The organism is Paenibacillus sp. QJM3NY_38 (assembly GCF_056173265.1).
This window is the reverse complement of the sequence record NZ_CM149665.1, coordinates 5,419,804-5,441,045: the sequence shown is the minus strand read 5'-3', so window position 1 is coordinate 5,441,045 and position 21,242 is coordinate 5,419,804. Positions and strand designations below refer to the sequence as shown.

17 protein-coding genes are annotated in these 21,242 nt (G+C 48.3%); 10 read left to right on the top strand and 7 right to left on the bottom strand.

Going from position 1 to position 21,242, the window contains the following annotated elements; translation table 11 throughout:
- Nucleotides 1-260: 260 nt before the first annotated feature.
- The 7 genes from AC0VZ8_RS25045 to AC0VZ8_RS25015 form a co-directional block, all read right to left on the bottom strand.
- Nucleotides 261-2,642 carry an ABC transporter permease gene (locus AC0VZ8_RS25045; protein ID WP_475484780.1) on the bottom strand — a complete coding sequence of 794 codons (2,382 nt, stop codon included), beginning with the start codon at nucleotides 2,640-2,642 and terminating at the stop codon, nucleotides 261-263.
- Nucleotides 2,643-2,648: 6 nt separating this feature from the next.
- Nucleotides 2,649-3,413, bottom strand: coding sequence for an ABC transporter ATP-binding protein (locus AC0VZ8_RS25040; protein ID WP_260068696.1), 765 nt, complete (start codon nucleotides 3,411-3,413; stop codon nucleotides 2,649-2,651).
- Nucleotides 3,414-3,508: 95 nt separating this feature from the next.
- A complete protein-coding gene (locus tag AC0VZ8_RS25035) occupies nucleotides 3,509-4,954 on the bottom strand; it encodes a HAMP domain-containing sensor histidine kinase (protein ID WP_475484779.1) in 1,446 nt (481 codons plus the stop codon).
- Between the two features lie 5 nt (nucleotides 4,955-4,959).
- Nucleotides 4,960-5,667 carry a response regulator transcription factor gene (locus tag AC0VZ8_RS25030; protein WP_071223330.1) on the bottom strand — a complete coding sequence of 236 codons (708 nt, stop codon included), beginning with the start codon at nucleotides 5,665-5,667 and terminating at the stop codon, nucleotides 4,960-4,962.
- A gap of 258 nt (nucleotides 5,668-5,925) precedes the next feature.
- A complete protein-coding gene (locus tag AC0VZ8_RS25025; RefSeq protein WP_475484778.1) occupies nucleotides 5,926-6,879 on the bottom strand; it encodes a DUF4832 domain-containing protein in 954 nt (317 codons plus the stop codon).
- Nucleotides 6,854-7,912: a hypothetical protein gene (locus AC0VZ8_RS25020; RefSeq protein ID WP_475484777.1), complete on the bottom strand. Its 1,059-nt coding sequence runs from the start codon at nucleotides 7,910-7,912 to the stop codon at nucleotides 6,854-6,856. Before AC0VZ8_RS25020 ends, AC0VZ8_RS25025 begins: the two co-directional genes overlap by 26 nt.
- A 215-nt stretch (nucleotides 7,913-8,127) precedes the next feature.
- Nucleotides 8,128-9,150, bottom strand: a complete 1,023-nt coding sequence (locus AC0VZ8_RS25015; protein WP_475484776.1) for a LacI family DNA-binding transcriptional regulator — start codon at nucleotides 9,148-9,150, stop codon at nucleotides 8,128-8,130.
- 356 nt (nucleotides 9,151-9,506) lie between these two features.
- Here AC0VZ8_RS25015 and AC0VZ8_RS25010 point away from each other — a divergent pair, with 356 nt between their 5' ends.
- The 10 genes from AC0VZ8_RS25010 to AC0VZ8_RS24965 all read left to right on the top strand — a co-directional run bounded on the left by AC0VZ8_RS25010 (nucleotide 9,507) and on the right by AC0VZ8_RS24965 (nucleotide 21,221).
- Complete coding sequence (locus AC0VZ8_RS25010) at nucleotides 9,507-10,871, top strand: DUF4832 domain-containing protein (RefSeq protein WP_260068700.1); 1,365 nt, start codon at nucleotides 9,507-9,509, stop codon at nucleotides 10,869-10,871.
- Nucleotides 10,849-12,174: an acyltransferase domain-containing protein gene (locus tag AC0VZ8_RS25005; protein WP_475484775.1), complete on the top strand. Its 1,326-nt coding sequence runs from the start codon at nucleotides 10,849-10,851 to the stop codon at nucleotides 12,172-12,174. Before AC0VZ8_RS25010 ends, AC0VZ8_RS25005 begins: the two co-directional genes overlap by 23 nt.
- Nucleotides 12,155-13,246 carry a DUF4832 domain-containing protein gene (locus AC0VZ8_RS25000; protein ID WP_475484774.1) on the top strand — a complete coding sequence of 364 codons (1,092 nt, stop codon included), beginning with the start codon at nucleotides 12,155-12,157 and terminating at the stop codon, nucleotides 13,244-13,246. Before AC0VZ8_RS25005 ends, AC0VZ8_RS25000 begins: the two co-directional genes overlap by 20 nt.
- Nucleotides 13,247-13,293: 47 nt before the next feature.
- Nucleotides 13,294-14,559 carry a Gfo/Idh/MocA family protein gene (locus AC0VZ8_RS24995; protein WP_475484773.1) on the top strand — a complete coding sequence of 422 codons (1,266 nt, stop codon included), beginning with the start codon at nucleotides 13,294-13,296 and terminating at the stop codon, nucleotides 14,557-14,559.
- A gap of 32 nt (nucleotides 14,560-14,591) precedes the next feature.
- The gene (locus tag AC0VZ8_RS24990) at nucleotides 14,592-15,518 is read left to right on the top strand and encodes an ABC transporter permease (RefSeq protein WP_113061348.1); all 927 of its coding nucleotides are present in this window, start codon (nucleotides 14,592-14,594) and stop codon (nucleotides 15,516-15,518) included.
- A complete protein-coding gene (locus tag AC0VZ8_RS24985) occupies nucleotides 15,518-16,414 on the top strand; it encodes a carbohydrate ABC transporter permease (protein WP_071223322.1) in 897 nt (298 codons plus the stop codon). The genes AC0VZ8_RS24990 and AC0VZ8_RS24985 overlap by 1 nt, the downstream gene beginning before the upstream one ends.
- 70 nt (nucleotides 16,415-16,484) lie before the next feature.
- Complete coding sequence (locus tag AC0VZ8_RS24980; RefSeq protein WP_475484772.1) at nucleotides 16,485-17,942, top strand: ABC transporter substrate-binding protein; 1,458 nt, start codon at nucleotides 16,485-16,487, stop codon at nucleotides 17,940-17,942.
- A gap of 267 nt (nucleotides 17,943-18,209) precedes the next feature.
- Nucleotides 18,210-19,178: a LacI family DNA-binding transcriptional regulator gene (locus AC0VZ8_RS24975; protein ID WP_475484771.1), complete on the top strand. Its 969-nt coding sequence runs from the start codon at nucleotides 18,210-18,212 to the stop codon at nucleotides 19,176-19,178.
- Nucleotides 19,179-19,355: 177 nt separating this feature from the next.
- Nucleotides 19,356-20,312 (top strand): ABC transporter permease, encoded by a 957-nt coding sequence (locus AC0VZ8_RS24970; RefSeq protein ID WP_036663522.1) that lies wholly within the window; start codon nucleotides 19,356-19,358, stop codon nucleotides 20,310-20,312.
- A 12-nt stretch (nucleotides 20,313-20,324) separates the two neighbouring features.
- Nucleotides 20,325-21,221 carry a carbohydrate ABC transporter permease gene (locus AC0VZ8_RS24965; RefSeq protein WP_036663520.1) on the top strand — a complete coding sequence of 299 codons (897 nt, stop codon included), beginning with the start codon at nucleotides 20,325-20,327 and terminating at the stop codon, nucleotides 21,219-21,221.
- The last annotated feature ends 21 nt before the right edge of the window (nucleotides 21,222-21,242 follow it).

Genomic DNA, 21,242 nt, shown 5'->3' with positions numbered 1-21,242 from the left:
TTCAAGAAAAATCGAGAGTCAGTAACCAAGGTGGGTAAAATAACAAATCCTCTTCCGCATAACGAAAGAGATCACAAGCCCAAATTTTGGTCAATGACCATAGAAGATATCTATTTAGGCGGTGAAACAAATGCCATCGCAAATATTATCAAGTGGAAAGAACAAATACGATGTGAATTAAAATAAGAAGATTTATTAAGGCAAGAAGTAAAAAGATGACCTCCGACATTCGGAGGTCATCTTCTGTTCATGGACGGCCTTCATGAATCCATGACCAGCACGCGAAGGGAGGTGCGGCGGAGGATTCGCGAAGCCAGCCAGCAGCCGCTGATGGCGATAACAAGCGCGATCAGAGTCAGCCCAATGACGAGCGGCCATTCCATGATAAGCGGCAGCTTGACAATCCCATAGGCAGAGAGCAGACCGCGCAGCACGGCCGGCAATGCGTAGACGCCGCAAGCGATGCCAGCCAGCGCACCGAGCGCAGCCAGTCCGGCAATGCCGCTTGTCAAGGCACGACGAATGTCGGTTGCGGTCAGGCCGAGCGAGGCATAAATGCCATATGTTTTCGTTTCCTTACGAATATGCAGCCGGCAAGTTGTATAAACAATAAGACAAGTGACAGCCATGAACAGTAGGGCCAGCATACTCATCGGAATGAGCAAAACCGCCGCAGCTTCTTTGAATACGGAATCGAGCAGCACTTCCTGCTTCAGCGCTTGAATGGAAGGGCTGTAACGTTCGTTCAACTGCTGCACAAACGCATCGCTGTCCGTATTGTCCTTTAGTTGAATAAACCCGGCGTCTGGATTCAACTGCTCGACAAGATCCGATGTGACCCTGGCGACATTCGACATATTGGAAATGGACTGAAAAGTGCCGGTGATCAGCAATGGATGCGGTTCGCCTTCAATGTAGATCGTGAGTACGTCGCCGATGCCTTTTTGCAATTTACGGGCAATATTGATTCCGATAGAAATTTCATTAGGGAGTGCAGGATTACGGCCTGCAAGCGAGGCAAATCCGATCTCGTCCATGCTGCCTTCTACGACCGTCAAAGGGAGACTGAATGTCTGTTGAGGCTTGTCATCCACTTCGGCCATGGCGATGACGCCGGTGGCTGATCCGGACCAGTTCAGACTGTGAACCCGAGGGTCGCTTTGGATATAAGATTGCATTTCCGCCCGATCCATACCTTCCGCATGGATAACCATAATCGCGATATCTGCATCGTCATAACCCCACTGGGCCGACGTTTCACTGATGCGATAGATGCTGGTCACCAGCACGGCGCCAAAGACGAGCACAGCCACTGTGATGCTCATCAACAGAAAGATCAGCGCTGCGCTTTTTTTGTTGCCGCTCACATGCTTCCAGCCGATAACCGTGGGTACGGACCATCGGTCCAGCAGTTTTTTGCGGGCGCCATGCCGATGGATACGACTATGTGAAGACTCCGACATGCCGTAACGGATCGCTTGAATGGGCTCGATATGGCGTGTCTTGGAAGCATAAACAAGGACGCATAGAAGGATAATGAGCAGCAGGCCGCAGCCAGTCCAGATCGCAACGTCTGCCGCTTGAACGGGAACAGGAGCTGTGTCGGATTTGAGGAAAGACAGGGAATTCTGGATGATGACATCTGAAAGGAAGTGGCTTGCAATCAGTGCCGGGACCAAGGCGACAATCGTCATTAAACCGTACTGCAGCAAGTAGGTGCCGATGATGCGTTCGGAGGTCATGCCAATCGATTTGAGAATGCCGATCGTGCGGTAATTGGCAAGGATTGTGTCCGTGATCGTAAAGCCGATTGTGAGCAAGGCGACGAGGATCATGACCAGTCCGAGGAAACTCATCACAAAGCCGATCACCTTGTTCATGATAAAATAAAAGGCCGACAATTCGGCAAACGAAACGCGTTCCTCTAAAAACGGCGAACCGAGCGCCTGCTCAAAGCGCTGCCAGTATTCCTCGCTTTGTTCAGGATACGCATAGCGAAGCGACAACATGTATTGCTCCTGAGTGGACAAGCTACCCATGGTTGACCGATAGTCGGCTTCGTTCATCCAGATGCGGGCAGTGGTCGAGAAAGGACCGCCATGGGATATGTCAATGACAATCGCACCGATCGTGAATTGTGCCGGTGCAGACCCTGAGGTGAATAGCAATTCATCGCCGATATGCATGTTGTATTTGTAGGCAAGCGAGGTGGGTATCCAGATTTCGCCGACTTCCGGAACCGTCAGATGCTCAGGGCCTGTACCGGGAAGAGGATTGTTGACCCCATGCGGCATCGGCGGGGTATTGATCATATACAGATAAAGATTGGGCAATTCTTCCCCGTTAAAGACCAGTCCGGTCCATGGCTTGTAAGGGATTAAGCTGGACGTGTTTACGCCTTCTTGGCTGGACCACCAGTCGGCTACCAACTGTTCGTCATGCAGCCCACGGGTCATATTTATGACTTCGTGCGCACCATGAGCAGCCGTATGGCGATCATTGAATACATTTTCCGTATTCATCAAGACCGTGAATGCGGTGCTGACGAGTAGAGCGGATAGGGCAATAAGCAATGCGATCAGCGTGTTTTGCAATTTTCTTTTGCGCAGGTTGCCCCAGCAGAGTGTTAATATGGCTCGCATCCCAGACTACCTCCTCCCGGTGACATAAGCGAAGATCATCGCTTCCCGCTCGGAGGCCTGTTCCGGACTGTAGGGCCCCATATCCAGCGTGCCACCGATCTTGCCGTCGCGAATGTAGATAAGGCGATTGCCCCGGCAGGCTGCCTTCATGTCGTGGGTGACCATGACAATCGATTGACCGTCCGCATGCATCCGGCTCAATATATCAAGCACCGTAACGCCTTGCTCGAAGTTCAGACTGCCGGTAGGTTCATCAGCGAAAATGATGTCCGGGTTATTGATGAGCGCCCTGGCGATTGCCGCCCGCTGCTGCTGCCCTCCGGATACTTGGGAAGGCAACCGGCTGCTCTGTTTATCGAGGGAGAGATTGACCATCAAGTCATTTGCCCGTTGCCGTACTTGTTCCTTGTCCTGATTTGCGATATATCCAGGGAGGGCAATGTTATCGAACAGCGACAGATCGGGTACAAGGTTGCTGTTTTGATAGATAAAACCGATCCGATTCGCCCGAAAGCGTGCAAGCTCCTTGGCTGAAAATTGATCAAAGCGCTGTCCCTGCAGACAGACTTCTCCGGTTGTCACTTCATCAAGTCCGCTGAGCAAGTACAGCAAGGTGGACTTTCCCGACCCCGAGTCCCCCATGATGACCGTAAAATCTCCCGCGTAAATCGACAGATCGACATTCCGAATGGCATGATACTGCTCCTTGCCGGTGGTGTATGTTTTACATAAATTTGCAGCTTGCAGCATGATGGTTTTGCTTGAAGGCATATTCTGATCTCCTCTCTTATCTTCCCATGCCACCAAATTATAGAGAACGATTCTTGCACAGTTGTTATCAAATTATAAATAAAGTATGACAGGGGTCAGCTGAGGGGCAGAGTCAAGTAGAAAGTCGTTCCCTGCTGCTGTTGGCTGTGAAAAGAGATCGTGCCGCCATGCGCTTCCATAATATACTTGCAAATCGACAACCCAAGTCCGACCCCGTGGCGCTCGGTCGGTTGGATGGCCGTTCGTTGTGAAACGCTGCCTTGGTAGTACCGATCAAAAATAAAAGGCATATCCTGCGGGGAAATTCCGCTCCCTGTATCGGAGACGATGATCTGCAGGCAGGATGTTTCCGAGTGTTCTTCAACAGCGAGTCGAATCGTATCCCCGGGCTCCGTATGCTTCAGTGCGTTCGTGACGAGATTGGACAGAACTTGCTCGATCCGTATGGCATCGATAACGACAAGCACGTTGGGAATAGCAGAGGGTTCTTGGCAGTGTACGCCCATCGTACGGATATAATGAGCCATCGCCCGCAAGATCGGCTCCAGCGTTGGAGCACTGTATTGCTCAATCGGATGTACGGCAATCTGCTCCAGATCACGCAGCGCGTGCAGCAGCAAATCGTCTACGAGCACGGTCATCTTGCTCGTATTCGCATGCACCACCTCAAGGTATGCCATCACACTCGGCAGATCCGGGCATATACCTTCCCGAATTGCATCGATATAGGCTTTGATCGTTGCCAGCGGAGTTTTTAAGTCATGAGACAGATTGGAAATCAGCTCTTTGTGCGACTGGCTGTGCGCGGCTTGCTGCATATGCAAATTACGAATCTCTTCACGCATGAGATCAAATACGGCATAGAGCTCCCCGACCTCGTTATCGCTGGTCCATTCGGCACGCTGCTCGTAGTTGCCTTTCAATATAGCTTCGGCATAAGGCTTGAGCCCGGCAACAGGCTGAACCCAATCACGCTGCACCCGACGTCCGATGGAGAAGAATAAATAAAGCAGCGTCAAGAGTGCCAGAGATAGCATGATCCATGGCACATAGATAAAGGAGTCGGAGGGGGGCATTACTGCAGTCACGACAGATGCAGGCACAGCAAACTGAGCGTAGCCCACAAAGCTCTTGCTGCCGGCGTCCAGCAGCGGAAAAGCGAGATGATAATAGGGCGGTTCGCCGTCAGAAATACGCAGCGTGTAGTCGAGTTCAAAGCGCGGATCAATATGGCGCACGGATGAATCATCGCTGTCATAGATCATCGTTCCGTCAGGAAATACAACCTTGAGGCCGATCCCTGTCTCTTGACTCCAGCTGGTTAATTGCCGCCGAATCGGAGCATCGGCCAGCAGCAAGTCAGCATGCTCATTCTCCAGGCTATGGACAACCGTATTTGTCAGCACGCGAATTGGGTTGACAATGGATGACGAAGCGGGTTGGTTTGAGGGCCAAGCGAGCCAGACGACGGATAGCAAAATAACCATAACAGATAGGCAGGCTGCCCAGAGCCTTCTTGTATGCCACGATTTCCAGTACATGGGGGCTACGCCGTCTCATCGGGGTTGAATTTATAACCGACGCCCCAAACCGTTTTGATATAGGAGGAGTTGATCTCGGCCCTCTCCAGCTTCTCGCGGAGCCGCCTAATGTAGACCGTGATGGTATTATCCTCGACATATGCTGAATACCCCCAGACCTGATCCAGCAGCTGCGACTTGGTAAACACTTGATTCGGGTTGGATGCCAGGAAGTAAAGCAGATCAAATTCTTTAGCGGATAACGAAATTTCCTGCTGTCCGACCATGACTTTGCGGGCATTTTTATCAATCGATAGAGCGCCGAATTGCAGTCGCTGCTGCGGGGATGCCTGGAGTTTCGGGTCTGCAATTCTGCGCAAATGTGCCTGAACGCGGGCGACCAGTTCACTGAGCGAGAAAGGCTTGGTCATATAATCATCGGCGCCGAAACCAAGGGCAAGCACTTTGTCCGTATCGCTGCTGCGGGCACTTAAAATAAGAATGGGCGCAGCCGTCAACGTACGGAGCTTGCGGCATACTTCAATTCCGTCAGCATCAGGCAATGTCAGATCGAGAATGATAAAATCCGGCTGCCGGTTGCGGACTTCCTGCAATCCGTCGCTGGCATTTTCCGTGATGAATGTGCTGAATCCCTGAACACGCAAATAATCATTCACAATGCGCGAGATATCCTGTTCATCTTCAATGATCAGTACTGTTTTAGGAGAATTCATGAAATAGTCGCCCCTGTTCCGTATGCTTAAATAGTGAGTCCATTATAGCATGGGCCGGAATGAAGCATAGGGAAAATAAGGGGAACCTTACCAATTGAAAGGCTTGGTGTGAAGTGTAGTCATATCAGGAACACGGTTACCTGAACTGTGGAGCGCGCAGCCAGAGAGTGGTTTTATTGGAAACTGAGACGAACAACAGCTATCGGGAATATCCCGATAGCTGTTTTCATCGTTTCGGATATCAGTCTGCCGCTTTCGTTATTTTGTCCATGTACCGATCTTATAAGCTCCGTCTGATAGACGTTCCGTATTAGCAAAATCAACCCCAGGTTGGTGGTTTGTAGACGGATCAAGAATAGCGATTGCCAGCTCATAGGTTCCGTTTGCCAGCGTGTTGGTGGAGATAGAGCCTGAGACCGTATGCAAGCCGGTTCTCCAGGTTGTTACGTCTGCGGTTGTCGTTTGACGCGCCACGATGTTCCCGCCGCTGCGCAGCTGGATTTCAACAGGCCAGTTGAACGGGAAGTGCTGAACCCCCTTATTTTCCACAGCGATGGATACATCTAATGAGTCTCCGGTATTCACGTTCGGATATGCCGCCTTCTTCACGACAAAGTGATAGCCCATTCGTTTCTTCAGTGTATCCATATTGCCCTGCAAAGGATTGCCCAGCGCCAAGGAAGCCGGAGCATTCGGTCCCAGCCAGCTCGGTTTGCTGAGCTCGGTCTGCCGCAGTGTCTCATTGAAGCCGCTGCCAGTTGTAAGTGCAGCATTCATGCCATAGGCACCGCCGTAAAATTCACCGCCAGATACGCGCGTGTCCCAGAAGTTGGCATGGTTTGGCTGCTGCTGGCCGATATCATCCCAATAACCGTTCTGTGTGCCGGTGTACCATCCCCATTCGGAATCGAAGCTCGGCTGATCGCCGAACATATCATTATACATTCCAAGAACCAGACCCTTGTTATTATTCTTGGCCAATTCCACGCTTCGTCTGATCAAGAGCTGCGTATGATCCTCCTGATCGGCAAATGCATCGATATAATGCTGAATGTACTGATTGGATATTTCGTTCGGAGGAAATGCGCCCGTATAGTTGCTTTCCCCGTTCGGTCCGATGTAAGGCCAGGTGTGGAATTCCGCCCAATGGCCAAGCGAACCGATTTGTACAAAAGCAATCGGGCTGTCAGCCGTGTTCGTAATGCTCCGCAATCGCCTCAATGGCAAGCTTATGTCTGGCGATCAGATACTCGGAACTGTAATTGGGTGAGAAGCCCGTGTTGTTGCCGGCTCCCATGCCTCCGGTTGCATCCTGGTAGGCCTTGCCTGGAGATTGTCCCAGACTTACCATGTCATGATAGAGCCAGTCAGGTATATCCCGGTGAGGCACGCCGGAAGGACTGTCCAGAATAACGCGAAGGACTACCTTGACTCCGCGGCTTTGCCAATAGTCGAAATGGTTGGACGCTTCAATCGCATTGAAATCATAGTTGCCTTTGGTTGGCTCTAACTCCTTCCAGGTGACACCGGCATACACGAGACGGTGGTCCTGAGGGTAATGGGTAGATTTCGCTGAAGGTGCCCAGCCCTTAAACGGGTTATTAAGCGGATCATCCAGCTCGCTTGGGTAAAATTCGATCCGGTCTTCTCCGGGATTACCTGCCTTAAGCGTATAAACGGGAAGGGACTGGTTCTGCGCTGGCAGTCGGTTTATATCCGAGTTGTTATCCAGATATCCGATGTTCACACTGCTGCCTGTTGCAAGTCCAAGCGTAGCGAGAGGGAGTGCAGCTTCAATGGTCGATGAGGTACGTACATATTGAGAAGAAGGAAGAGTCGAAGACAAATTCCAATTCCAGGTGGTTCCATTTCCTGCATAGCGATATAGCGATTGATTCTCGAGGAGCCATTCAATACCGGACGCACCCCATCCGAAGGCTTGATATCCGGTCGAAGTTTTCCCGTCCGTATTCAGCCAGAAGCTCCCCATGTTGGTGCTAAGGCCGGCGCCTTCCACAAGCAGATACAGATTGCTGTCATCGTGGGCAGCCTTTAGGACGCCAGCTGTTCCCGAATTCGTGGAAATAACCGGAATCCCTTCCCAGTCGCCCGGATTACCATCGATAACGATGGAGGCTGCTTCCGCAGTCGAAATAAAGAGGGGAGAAGGGAATAAGGCAATAAGAATGGCCGTCATCGTAAAAACAGTAAGCGTCAACTTCATTTTGATACCCCATGCTTTCATGTCAAACCTCCTCACAAAATGATGGATGTCATAAAGCCCGCAAATCCAAACTTCTTTATTAACGGTAGAAATCATTCTACCTAATCTGAAGCTTTCACCCCCTTTCCAATTGAAGTTCCCGCATCCACCATGAAAAAAAGAGCACCGTGTCGGGTGCTTCTTGTGCAGTGGGTCTATGGGCAAAGAACATATTCATCTCGTCTTTGTTGCAGTCATTAAGTAGAACTGCGTACGATCAAGCGGGTAGGCAAAATCACTTTCTTAGGCAGCAGTTGATTTCCATTTATTCTGTCGATCAGGTTGTCGACGGCAACCATGCCGATTTCTTTTGTCGGTACGTCGATCGTTGATAGGGGGGGATTGGAATATTTGGATACCTCAATATTAGATAAGCCTATGACGGCTACTTCATTAGGAACGGAAATGCCGTTGTTATACAAGCCATTGAGGGCGGCCATAGCCATTAGATCGCTGCCTGCAAAGAAGGCGGTCGGGCAATTTTTGGTTTTGCATAAATGATTTATTTGTTCAATGCAGACCGCTTCATCCCACATGCAATCAATAACCCACTCGGGATTCACCGACATTCCGGCAGCATGCATGCTGGCGTAGTAGCCTCGGTAACGGCGGCTGTCTTTCAGGTTATTCGTTAATCCGCTTCCCCCGATGTATCCAATCCGGGTGTGACCTTTGTCAATGAGATGGTTGACGGCCATCGAAGCGACATTGTAATGATCATAGCCCACATTATCGATATCCCCGCGTTCGGTATCAATCCCCACGATATAAGGAACCTGCTTGCGTATATACTCATAGGTTTCACCGTTCAACGATTCCATAAGAATCAGGCCGGTAATCGGTTCGCTGAATGTATGGAATAAAATCTTGCTGTCATTCAGTTCAATTCCAGTCCGAATAAAGGAAATGTTATATCCCGCACTCAGCAATCGCTCTTCCACGCCGGATAAAATCGACATGAAATAAGGATCGTTGTATTTATCCTTTGTAACGCTTAGTACACACCCGATTTTGATGTGCGACTTGCTGTCGGAATGATCCGTGGTTACAACTTTCCGCTTGGGACTTGAAGTGATTTTATAGTTGAGCTGCGTAACCGCCTGCCACACCCGTTCCCGGGTTTCGTCCGTAATTTTATATTTCGTATCATTGTTTAACACTCTGGATACGGTGGCGGTAGATACATTTGCTAATTTAGCAACATCCCGAATGGTACTCATAAATAAACACATTCTCCTTTTTAGTTACGAATAGTCACCATTTAGAGTTTATAGGAATGTTACATGGTAAACAATGATGGACTTGATAAATGTCTTGTTGCGTAATTTGTTGCGTGATAACGTTACGTTATTCAAGTGTATCTATATTCACGATTAAAATCAATCATAACATGTTTCTGTCGTGCTGTGTTACTACAAATTTTAAAAAAAAACCAAAATTATTATTGCAAGGATACGCAGGGATGATATAACATGAAATCACGAAATATCACAAGTTTTACGTCGTTTTGTTACGTTATATTAACGTAACAAAACGAGGGTGTTTGTTTATCAGGCGGCGGGGGGTTGATTAGAACATGAACAAAGCAGTAACGGTTTACCCCATGATGTTAGAAGACATCCTAAACAACCCGGGCATAGGTTTTACGGCAGCACCAGGGTTAATGGGAGACCTGGATCGGATCTGCGACAATCGAGGGGAAGAGCACAAGAAATATAAGTTCACGGAAGACAGCAGAACGTACAATCATCCCGACAGCAAAGTGTATTTCTGCAGCGTGCGCTGGCGGGATCTGGAAGTTCGCCAAGGAGAGTACAGGTGGGAGGTTCTTGAGGAGAGGCTGGACTACGCCAAATCGATAGGCTGTACGGCCGTGGTTCGCTGTTCCCCATACGCGTTAAGCGAAGAGGATGATATACCCGCCTGGTATCGTGCGGAACATCCGGAGGAGCCGGACTTTCCGTTCTGGAGAGTAGATCCTGAGACAACACCCTATGTGTTGTATTGGTCTGACTTTATCAAAGCGTTTGCCGCACGGTTTGACGGACATCCGGTCATAAGCTCGGTTGATTTGACGATTGTAGGGGCCTGGGGAGAAGGCGGCGGAACGGAGTTTTTAAAGCCGGAGGCCATTAAACACATTACAGATGCCTACCTGGATGGGTTTAAGATAACCCCTCTCCAAGCATTGCTGCATGATGCCTTGTCGATCAGCATCATGAAGGAGCGCAAAGCCAAAGTGGGCTTTCGCGTCGATTGCTTGGGTGATATGGGCGGCTTTCATGGAAATGAGTGGTCACATATGACGGATTTCTATCCCCAGAATATTCAGAATTTCAAGATGGGCGATGCCTGGGAGAAGGCTCCGGTTCTATTTGAAGCATGCTGGCACATGAATGATTGGTATCTTCAGGGCTGGGATATGGATTATATCATTCAAGAAACGCTGAAGTGGCATATTTCATCCTTTAACAATAAAGGAACGGTAGTCCCCGAACCGTGGAAAGAGAAGGTCAAGGCTTGGCTGAACAAGATGGGATACCGCTTTGAATTGAGAAAGTTCACGTACGATTCGTTGGTGAAGACGGGCGGTCAGCTAAAAATCAGTGCATTGTGGGCTAATGTAGGAGTAGCGCCGATTTATAATCCTTATCCGCTGGTTGTGAGGCTTACTGGCCAAGATCAAACCTATACGCTGCGCAGCAGAGAGGATATTAGGGAGTGGCTGCCGGACGAAGATATTGTGTGGGAAGAGGGTTTCGGTTTACCCGGTAATATGTCCGAAGGCGAATATCAGTTGGAGATAGGCATCGAAACCGGGGTTAAGGAAATCGGGAATATCCAGCTGGCCATCGAGGGGAACAAGGACGGTTATTACCCGATGGGCAAGTTAACAGTTGAACGGGGGAGACAAGGAAATGGAGAGTCTGTTGAAGTTTAACGAGTGTATCGCAATCTGCAACTTTGATTACCTGCCAGAAGGGTTGGAAGCTAAATATGATCGATATAAACCGGATGGCAAGCCCCATCTTATCCCGCGGGAGTTCTTGTCCGGAATCTTTGAGCAGTATCAAATTCCTGAACCTATCCGCCAATGGCTCGTTCATGGGGTTGAGGCGATAGAAAAGGATGACGTACTATTTCATTTTACCCAATTCTTAGTAGAGGATATGTGCACTTTGCGCAATCGCTGTGATGAGACCCATTATACGAATATGACGCCAGGATGCATGGCGCAATACGGAGAATTATACTCCTTTCTTTTGCTGCTGGCCTGCGTTGTTCCTTCCATGAGCATGCTGGAGGCGCGTGCCATACCTAAAGCTTACTACGAGCAGATCCCTCAACAGCCCCTGAAGCTTCAATTGGAAAAACTGGTGCTCCGCGGCGATGCCAAGGTTCATGATTTTCCATGGGTGATGAATTTTTATACCTGCTCCATCTTTCTGTTAGACCGGTTTTATTTTATCCCCTACCGATTTGAGGATCCTTTCACCATGTTCCGTCATGTGAACACGCAGGAGGTCATTGCGCTTCGGCACGCAGGCGAAGAATTTCGCAGCGATGGACAACGGAACGGAATCAATGATGTATATGATCTTCAAGGAAACTTCACCTCAGAATGGCACGAGAATGCCGAGTTTGTCATCGCTAATCGGATAAATCCCATGGGATTCGTTGAAAGAGAAACGACGCCGATCCTGAAGAAGGAATGGGAGACGGTACTTCAAACAGGGGATACGCTGTTAGCGCTCCACATTCCATCCGGCCCCGGGTACACGCCGGACAGGTTGAAGAATTCCATGGAGATGGCTGCTGCATTCTATGACCAGTACTTTCCGGAGTTACCCATCAAAGGCTTCTGGAGCTCAAGCTGGCTTTATGATACCAGGCTGTCGCTTATCCTGGATCATGAAAGAAGCAATATTGTCCTCGTTCAACGACAATTCTATAATTATCCGACCATGGAAGGGGACGGCATGCTGCGTTATGAAGCCTTTGGGGACAGGAAGGCAGACCCGGCCCGAAACCCAGGCGAATATACAACCTCCCTGCAAAAAGCAGCAGCGGCATATATGGAGACGGGAGCCCGTTTTAACACATTAAGCATGGTTGTATTGCGGGAGGATATCGACAAGATTGGCAGCCGGCCGTACATAACCGACGCAGACATCGAGCAATTCCATCGCACCGTTGACAGCCATTTGCAAGGGAGAGAAGAGGATGGGGAAATACTCGCTTGAAAATTACGAGAAGTATAAAACCGTAAAAATCCGACCGCAACCCTTATTGAACCGGGAGTTTGATGCAAGCCAAGGTCCATTCGAATACGTCTCCTTTTTCTGGAGAGCGCTTGAGCCGGTTCGAGGAGAATACAGGCTTGAAGCGATCAAAGAAGCACTGCGTACGGCCCATAATCCCATTCTTGTCCTGGTACCGGAATTGCCGATCTGGGTTCAGGGTTACGAACCTGATTGTTTTGCGGCCTTGGTCCGAAAAATCGGGAGTTATATCGACTCCGACAGACGCTTAACAGCCGTTCTGATATCAACCTTAGCTGACAGTAAGGAAGAATGGAACGCTTATGTGGAGTCGTTTGAGACGCAGACGCTGCTAGCCGAACTGCAGAATGACAGATTGATTCAACATGTAAGAGACCGCGGCCGCGGATTTGGCCTGCTGGTGAAGTGCGGTGAGGAGAATTGGATCGAATGCTGTGAGGCTTTTGCCATACATAGGCTGCAGAAGGTATGGAAGCGTTACCAGGTGGTCCTTGATGTGACCGATAACGTTTGCGGTCCTCATACCAGACGCGAGGCATATCGCTGGCACGCCGCCCTCTCCAATCTGAATATAGGACTTGGATATCATCTAACTTTACGCAGACTGACGTATCCGGAAACGGTATATAGTCGTGGAAGCTTGCCGCTGCGTTTCTGGTTCGTCAACGAGGGCAGCTCGAGAATATACCGGGAGTTTCAGTTATGGGTGCAGTTACAGCAGGGGGAGGTTTCCTATGAATATCCTCTGCACGCCGCCACGCATTCCTGGTTAACCGGGGACCTTGTCCATAATGAGATGGTCCCCTTGAAGGATATGTTACCGGGAGAATATAAGCTGAGTATAGCACTCTTTTTCGAAGACCGGTCGTATATCCCGCTGCATATACAGAACCCGCAGCAGGATGGATATTATGAGGCAGGCATGATCCAAGTCGAAATATCCGATGAGGATCCGCTTAGGAATATTTGGGATGACTATGATCCGGAAGGATATTATCCCTTGGAAGATCCCGTGATTCCGGAACAGGAATAGATGTTTCGAACAAGATGGTTAGGACAAATACGAGTTTGCTGGAGGTTATGGATTTGAAGTTAGCATTAATCGGCGCAGGACAAAGAGGCATGATCTACGCAAGGCATGCATACCCAAGCGAGGACATCGTTGCGGTCGTTGAACCGGATGACAGCAGAAGAAAGGCGGCAGCGGACGAGTTTCAGATTCCTTTGGAGAAACAATTTGAATCCGTAGATGAATTTTATCGGCTCGGCAAAATTTGCGATGCCGTCATTGTTTCTTCCATGGACCGCGATCATTACGGGCAAACGATGAGAGCGCTTGATCTTGGGTATGATATTTTGCTGGAAAAGCCCATTTCGCCAAGTCCGGAAGAAAGCTTGAGAATACAACGAAAAGCCAATGAAACAGGCCGGAAAGTGATTGTATGCCATGTCCTCAGATATACGAACTTCTTTGCGGAAATCAAGAAAATCATCGATAGCCAAGAGCTCGGCAAGATCGTGACCATACAGCACAACGAGAACATCGGCAATTTCCATATGGCACACTCCTTTGTACGAGGCAACTGGAGGAGAAGCGATCTGGCCAGTCCAATTATCATGCAGAAGTCCTGCCATGACATGGATATTCTGGCCTGGCTGGTGGATAGTCAAGCGAAACGGATCTCTTCCTATGGCAGCCTGACTTATTTTAAGGCGGAGAATGCACCGGCAGGCAGTGCGGAACGATGCCTCGACTGTGAGGTAGCAGCGAACTGCCGATTCGATGCCAGAAAAGCCTATTTGCCTATAAGGGGCCAGTGGCCCGCTACCGTCATTTCGGCGGATCAGAGCGAAGAGGGACTGCTCCAAGCGCTCGCAACGAGTCCTTACGGACGCTGTGTTTATCGGCTCGACAATGATGTGTGCGACCATCAGGTCACCGTGATCGAGTTCAAGAACGGAGTAACGGCAACGTTTAATTTAAGCGGATTCACCAACAAAATGTACCGTACGCTCAAAATCATGTGCGAGCACGGGGAGATTCGAGGCGACGATAACATGAACATTATCGAAGTCACCCGCTTTAACTCCAATATGGCAGAATCCGTTCAGCAAACCGTCATTCGGCCAGCAACGGTGAGCGGGGGACATAACGGCGGCGATACCGGTCTGATGAACGACTTTTTGGAGAATTTGGGGAATGCCGACTTCAGCAGCAGATCCTCTATCGACATGTCCGTCGAAAGCCATATCATGGCCTATGCCGCGGAAGAGGCGAGAATTACTGGTACCGTGATCGATCTGGATCAGCTTAAGGAGAGGCTGCAGCAGAGCATTTTGGCATAATCGTTTAATCACATTGCAAAGGTAGTGATGGAATGGGTTCCGTGGTTAAGGGGTTTCTATATGAAATAACGAAAAACAGAATACTATATCTGATGTGCGTGCCTGCTCTGATCGTGCTGATCATGTTCTCCTATATCCCGTTTGCCGGAATATGGATGGCATTTACCGATTTTAATGTGGTTGATGGCATCTTCGGCAGTGAATTTGTGGGTCTGGACAATTTCAAATACTTTTTCTCGGAAAACAGCATGGGATGGAAGGTTACCTATAACACGCTGTACATCAACTTTTTTGGTCTCATCTTAGGCATTATCATACCAGTCAGCATAGCCATTCTGATCAACGAAATCCGGCATAAAACCTACAAAAAGGTCGCTCAGAGCATGATGTTTTTTCCCTATTTCATCTCGTGGGTCGTCGTTGGGGCGATACTGTATGGGATCTTCTCTACCGATGTGGGCGTTGCCAATCATATTCTGGAGTTCTTCGGAGCAGAGCCGATCAGATGGTACTCGGAGCCGAAATATTGGAAATGGATCATCATTCTGTCGAGCGTCTGGAAATGGAGCGGGTACAGTTCCATTATCTATATGGCGGCGATGTCCAATTTTGATGGAAGCTTATACGAAGCGGCCAAGGTGGATGGCGCTAACAAATTGCAGCGGATATTTTACTTGACCGTGCCTATGCTGAAGCCGACGATCATCGTTTTGAGCTTGCTGAGCGTCGGACGAATCTTCTACGGGGACTTTGGGATGATTTACGGTATTGTCGGCAACAACCCGGTCCTGGCTGAAGAAGTCACGGTTATCGATACTTATGTTTACCAGTCGATGCGTACGCTGGGCTTTTCTTACTCTACGGCAATCGGGTTATTTCAGTCCTTGATGGGATTGATTCTGATTACGGCTGCAAACCAATCGGCTAAGAAAATAAATGACGGAGAGGGTCTATTTTGATGAAACAAAAGAATAGATTGCTTGGCGATCAATTGGTGATAGCCTTTGCCTATGGTTTCATTGGCTTATTCGCGCTCGTGTGTCTGTATCCCCTTGTTTTAACCTTAAGCGTGTCCTTTTCTTCGGAACAGGCCGTTGCAAGAAACGGGTATTCGATCATCCCACTAAGCCCCAGCTTGGATACCTATAAATATATCTTTGTTAATAGTGGAATGAAATTACTCAAATCCTATGGCGTGACCCTGCTTGTAACGACCGTGGGGACGATGGGGGCGCTGCTGATTACCAGCATGATTGCCTTTTCCCTATCGATTAAAAAGCTGAAATACCGTAACGTACTCGCCTTCATTAGCAATTTTACGATTATTTTCTCGGCTGGCCTCATTCCGTGGTACATGGTCAGTGTCAATTATTATGGACTGAAAAACAGCATTCTGGCTTTGATCCTGCCGTCTATATTCAGCGTATGGAACATGTTTCTGATGCGAACGTACTTTGCAAGCATCTCTCCATCTTTATATGAAGCGGCCGAGATGGACGGTGCCAATTATTTTACGATCTATGTAAAAATCGCTCTTCCATTAAGCAAGACCGCACTGTTGACCGTTGGATTAATGTATGCGCTTCAATATTGGAATGATTGGTGGCATGCTCTGATTTTTATTAATGATCGCGATTTATTTCCGCTCCAGTATTTCCTCTACAACATCTTGTCGAACGTCAATGCGATAAGCTCCGGACGAATTCCATCAGGGGCATCAGGCAACATTACACTGCCTGCGGAGACCGTGAAGATGGCCATTACGGTCATTACGATCGGCCCGATCATTTTCCTCTACCCTTACATTCAAAAATACTTCGTGCACGGGATTATGGCTGGTGCCGTCAAAGAATAGACGCCTGCATGGTTACTGGCCGATATCGGCTTTTAACATAGATAAACTATTTTATTAGGGAGGGTCTTTCATGAAAGCAAGGACAATGCTGGTCTTGTTGGTCTTATTGATGGCGTCCGTTTCGGTTATGACAGGATGCAGCGACAAAAAAGAGGGGGCAGCCAAGCTCGAAACCGTCACGATTCTGTATCCGGGGGAGCGAAGCGATCGCATGAGCGAATTTCTGGACAACGAGTTTGCCGAGAAGATGGCAGCCGATCTTGGTTTGAAGGTCGAAGTTACATTTGTGCCGTGGGCCCAGTATTGGGAACAAAAAGATATCATGCTGGCCGCAAATGAACCGATCGATTTATATTGGGATGGCCTCCCGGACCTCTCTACCATCGTCAACAAGAAACAAGCGATGGTATTGGATGATTTAATCGAGGAATATGGCCAGGATATGCTAAAGGTCCTGCCGATGGAGCAGCTTCAGGGGGCAACGATCGATGGGAAGATTCATGGCATTCCATCCGCTTATGCACCTTCCTCCGCCATGTACCAGCTGGTGGCCGTTCGTCAGGATATCCTCGAAGCGGTAGGGATGACGGACTTGAAGACAGCAGACGACTTAAAGGAATTCGCAACAAGGGCGAAAGGGAAATTTCCTGAAATGAAGGGACCCGCCGATATTATCTTTAAACCATTGACCCGATATTTTACCGATGAACAATATAACTGGATCGCCGTAGAAGATTTGGTCGTATTCGGGGAAGAGAGTAAAAAAGCATACAGCTACTATGAAACGGAAGCGTTCCAGGAAGTCGCGAAGTTTAATAACTCCATGTATGATGCAGGGTTGTATACAGAGGATTTGACCATCAAATATAACGAGAGAGACTCCCGCATGCAGACAGGCTTATACTTATGGGTTGAAGGATCTTTGGGCAAGGAAATGGAAATCGTTGATGCCATCAAAGCCAATGCGCCGGATGCCGAGGTGAAGACGTATCTGTTAGCCGAGGATAAACCGCGTTATGTGACAGCCGCAGGCGGAGAAGTGTTGGGCATACCTGTCAATGCTCCTAATCCGGAAGGCGCCATGAAGTTCGTGAACTGGATTTATAAATCCCAGGAGAATTATCTGTTTGCTCTCTATGGCGTCGATGGCAAGGATTACGAGATTGTGGATGGAAGAATCAATAAGCTCACCGCTAGCGAATTCTTCTATGAATGGATGTTTAGAAACCAAAATTACCAATTGTTCGGGCCGAGTGTGGCGCAAGAGTCCATCGATAAGTACAAGAGCTGGGATGAGACGGCTATCCGATCCGATTCATTGGGCTTCCGGTTTAACAATGAAAAGGTCAAGTTAATCGAGACGGCCCTGAAAGAAGTCGCAGGCAAGGATTTAGCCGCTATACGTTCCGGTTTCGTCGATTTTGAGACGGAGTACCCCAAAGCCATCGAGAAGCTGAAAGCGGCGGGCATTGATGACTATGTCGCTGAGATCCAGCGTCAGCTGGATGAGTTTTTGGCGGGGAAGTAACAGGATTGTGAACCGCTATCCGGAACCTTCGAGCCTTAGGAGTCCCGGAGTAGGCGGATGTAGAAATGCTACCCGGAACCTATATGAGAGCGGCAGGGTTTAATTTGACCCTGTCGCTCTAGTTTTTTTAACTTAATCAACATGTTAAGAATATTGCTAATGTTCCCCCTGTAAGAGTGACGACAGCGTTTCCAAAAAAGATATTGAAACGTTTCCAATTTGATGCTATGATGATTTCCATAAAAGAGAGAATAAGTGGGGGGTTAGATGTCTAGTATTAAAGATGTTGCCAATTTAGCTGGCGTAGCTGTGGGAACTGTGTCCCGCGTCATTAATAATTCGGGCGCCGTTAAACCCGCAACACGTAGAAAAGTCGAGCAGGCCATACAAGAGTTGAATTATATTCCTAATGAGATTGCCCGAAATTTTAAAATGCGGAAGTCCAAGATGGTAGCCTTGCTGCTCCCGAGTATCTGGCATCCCTTTTTCTCCGAACTGGCTTATTATATTGAAGATGAGTTGGATCGGGAAGGTTTTAAGCTCATGCTGTGCAATAGCGGCGGCAAACCTGAAAAAGAATTGTATTATCTTGATATGCTTCAGCAAAACAAAGTGGCGGGTATTGTCGGCATTACGTACAACGATATTGAAAATTACGTTAGCAATGACATTCCGATTGTCAGTATCGACAGGCATTTCAACAAGAAAATCACATGCGTCACTTCGGATAATTATGAAGGTGGGCGTCTGGCGCTAAGAGAACTTGTCAAAGCTGGGTCCCGAAAGCCTGCCTTTTTGGGGAGTGTCACTTCCGTTTTCAGTGAAACCATGAATCGGAAAGAAGGCTTCATTCAGGAGGCCAGAACAATGGGAGTCGATTATGTTATATACGAGAAGACAGACCCCGTTGTGGACGACGATGCCTATTATGGTGAGTTTCTTAATGAGTATCGGGATGTGGACGGCATTTTTGCCATTACGGATATGTTCGCCGCCAAGTATATCGAAAGAGCAGGTAGGCGGGGCATTCGCGTTCCGGAGGATGTAAAGGTCATTGGATATGACGGGATTCAGGACCATCCGTATTTCCATCCGATATTGTCAACGATCAGACAGCCTGTAGAGGAGATGGCACGTACGACGATCAGGCTGCTCTTCCAAAAGATCGATGGCGAAACATTGGATCAAGAAGTTTATCGTCTTCCGGTCATGTTCAGGCAAGGTGAAACGACTTGATTGTTTCCGTAGAATAAAATGCCGTACCTTATGAATTAGTATTGGAAAAACATCAGCTGCCACGGCTGTTTCACTGGTGGGCTCACCGGGTGACGTTTTTCTCATACAAAATTGGAAACGTTTCAATTAAATTGGAAACGTTTCAATATCATACAATCATTTACGAAGAAAGGGAGTATGACGGTGATTTCACGAGATTCCGGGGGACAACAACCCCTGATCAAAGAAAATCGTAAAACTTGGAGTCGAGTCAAGCGAAACTATGAGCTGTATTTGTTCCTGCTGCCGATTATTCTGGTTTACCTCCTGTTCAAGTACTATCCGATGTACGGAGTACAAATTGCATTTAAGGATTTTTCACCGAGCCAGGGCATTTGGGGCAGTGAATGGGTGGGTTTCCAACATTTTATTGATTTTTTTAATTCTTATAACTTCTGGACCATCATGAAAAATACGCTAACACTCAGTTTTCTATCGCTTGTATTTAGCTTCCCGGCTCCAATTATTATCGCAATCATGCTGAATCAGATGCTGGGCAAACGATACAAGAAATTTATCCAGACCGTCATTTATGCACCGCACTTTATTTCTACCGTTGTGCTCGTCGGTATGCTCCATGTTTTTTTATCGCCAAACAGCGGACTCGTGAACCTCATCATTACCTGGTTCGGTGGTGAACCCATTCTATTCATGGCTGACGAAGGATGGTTTCGTCCATTGTACATTTTGTCAGGCATATGGCAAGAGACCGGCTTCGCCACGATTATTTACCTGGCTGCGCTTGCCGGGGTCAATCCGGAACTGCATGAAGCCGCGATTATGGATGGAGCAAGTAAATGGAAGCGAGTATGGTACGTGGACATTCCCTCGATCTTGCCAACCATTGTCATTCTGCTGATTCTCGCACTCGGAAACGTCATGAGCATCGGTTTCGAGAAAGCATTTCTAATGCAAAGCGATCTGAACTACGCGACTTCCAATATTATTCCGACCTATGTATACGAATTGGGGATTCAGAAGGCTCAGTACAGCTTTTCTACGGCAGTCGGACTGTTTAACTCCGTCATCAATATCATCCTGATTGTCACCGTCAACCGGGTCGCCAAAAAATTAACGGAAACCAGTCTTTGGTAGGGGGGATTCACTTTGAACCAGTTATTGAAGAGAAAAAGCAGAGGAGACGCATGGTTCGACGCCATCAACTATTTCTTCTTGACCGTAGTAATGCTGATCGTATTATTTCCGCTGTATTTTGTGCTGATTGCTTCATTCAGTGATCCCAATCTCATCTATTCGGGGGAAGTATGGTTATTTCCTAAGGGCTTCACGCTCGACGGCTATGAACGAATATTCAATGACTCCTCCATTTGGATCGGGTATGCCAACTCCTTGCTATACGCGGGTATTGGAACCTTGATCGGAGTAGCAGTCACCGTGTTTGCTGCGTACCCGTTAGCCCGTAAGGATCTGGTTGGAAGACCTGTTATCATGTGGTTTTTATTAATCACCATGTTTTTTAGCGGCGGGTTGATCCCTACGTATTTGTTAATCAAGGATCTTCACATGCTGAACACGATCTGGGCACTTGTGATCCCCGGCGCCGGCGGCATCATGAATGTCATTATAGTAAGGACTTTTTTTCAGTCCTCCATCCCGGATGAAATGTGGGAAGCCGCTTCGATCGACGGTTGTTCCAACACCCGATTTTTCTGGAGCATTGTATTACCTTTATCCAAGTCCATAATAGCCGTTATGGTGCTGTATCATGTCGTCGGTTTCTGGAACGGTTTCTTTGACGCTCTGATCTATTTGAACGATGAAAGTAAATATCCGCTGCAACTCGTGCTGCGCAACATTCTCGTTCAGAATCAGGTGAACTCCGGCATGATGGTGGACGTGGAGTCCTATGCCGCGAAGATGCGAGTTACGGAGCTGATTAAATACGGTGTCATCATCGTATCCAGTCTGCCGCTGCTGATTCTCTATCCTTTCTTGCAGAAGTACTTTGTCAAAGGCGTAATGATCGGCTCCATCAAGGGATGATGTGATCATGGTACTTGAAAG

Coding starts and splice junctions, on each gene's coding strand:
- AC0VZ8_RS25010 (WP_260068700.1), top strand. CDS start 9,507: ATGAACAAAGCAGTAACGGTTTACCCCATGATGTTAGAAGACATCCTA.
- AC0VZ8_RS24985 (WP_071223322.1), top strand. CDS start 15,518: ATGAAACAAAAGAATAGATTGCTTGGCGATCAATTGGTGATAGCCTTT.
- AC0VZ8_RS25035 (WP_475484779.1), bottom strand. CDS start 4,954: ATGTACTGGAAATCGTGGCATACAAGAAGGCTCTGGGCAGCCTGCCTA.
- AC0VZ8_RS25005 (WP_475484775.1), top strand. CDS start 10,849: ATGGAGAGTCTGTTGAAGTTTAACGAGTGTATCGCAATCTGCAACTTT.
- AC0VZ8_RS25040 (WP_260068696.1), bottom strand. CDS start 3,413: ATGCCTTCAAGCAAAACCATCATGCTGCAAGCTGCAAATTTATGTAAA.
- AC0VZ8_RS24975 (WP_475484771.1), top strand. CDS start 18,210: ATGTCTAGTATTAAAGATGTTGCCAATTTAGCTGGCGTAGCTGTGGGA.
- AC0VZ8_RS24980 (WP_475484772.1), top strand. CDS start 16,485: ATGAAAGCAAGGACAATGCTGGTCTTGTTGGTCTTATTGATGGCGTCC.
- AC0VZ8_RS25030 (WP_071223330.1), bottom strand. CDS start 5,667: ATGAATTCTCCTAAAACAGTACTGATCATTGAAGATGAACAGGATATC.
- AC0VZ8_RS24970 (WP_036663522.1), top strand. CDS start 19,356: ATGACGGTGATTTCACGAGATTCCGGGGGACAACAACCCCTGATCAAA.
- AC0VZ8_RS24995 (WP_475484773.1), top strand. CDS start 13,294: ATGGATTTGAAGTTAGCATTAATCGGCGCAGGACAAAGAGGCATGATC.
- AC0VZ8_RS25015 (WP_475484776.1), bottom strand. CDS start 9,150: ATGAGTACCATTCGGGATGTTGCTAAATTAGCAAATGTATCTACCGCC.
- AC0VZ8_RS25020 (WP_475484777.1), bottom strand. CDS start 7,912: ATGAAAGCATGGGGTATCAAAATGAAGTTGACGCTTACTGTTTTTACG.
- AC0VZ8_RS25045 (WP_475484780.1), bottom strand. CDS start 2,642: ATGCGAGCCATATTAACACTCTGCTGGGGCAACCTGCGCAAAAGAAAA.
- AC0VZ8_RS25000 (WP_475484774.1), top strand. CDS start 12,155: ATGGGGAAATACTCGCTTGAAAATTACGAGAAGTATAAAACCGTAAAA.
- AC0VZ8_RS24990 (WP_113061348.1), top strand. CDS start 14,592: ATGGGTTCCGTGGTTAAGGGGTTTCTATATGAAATAACGAAAAACAGA.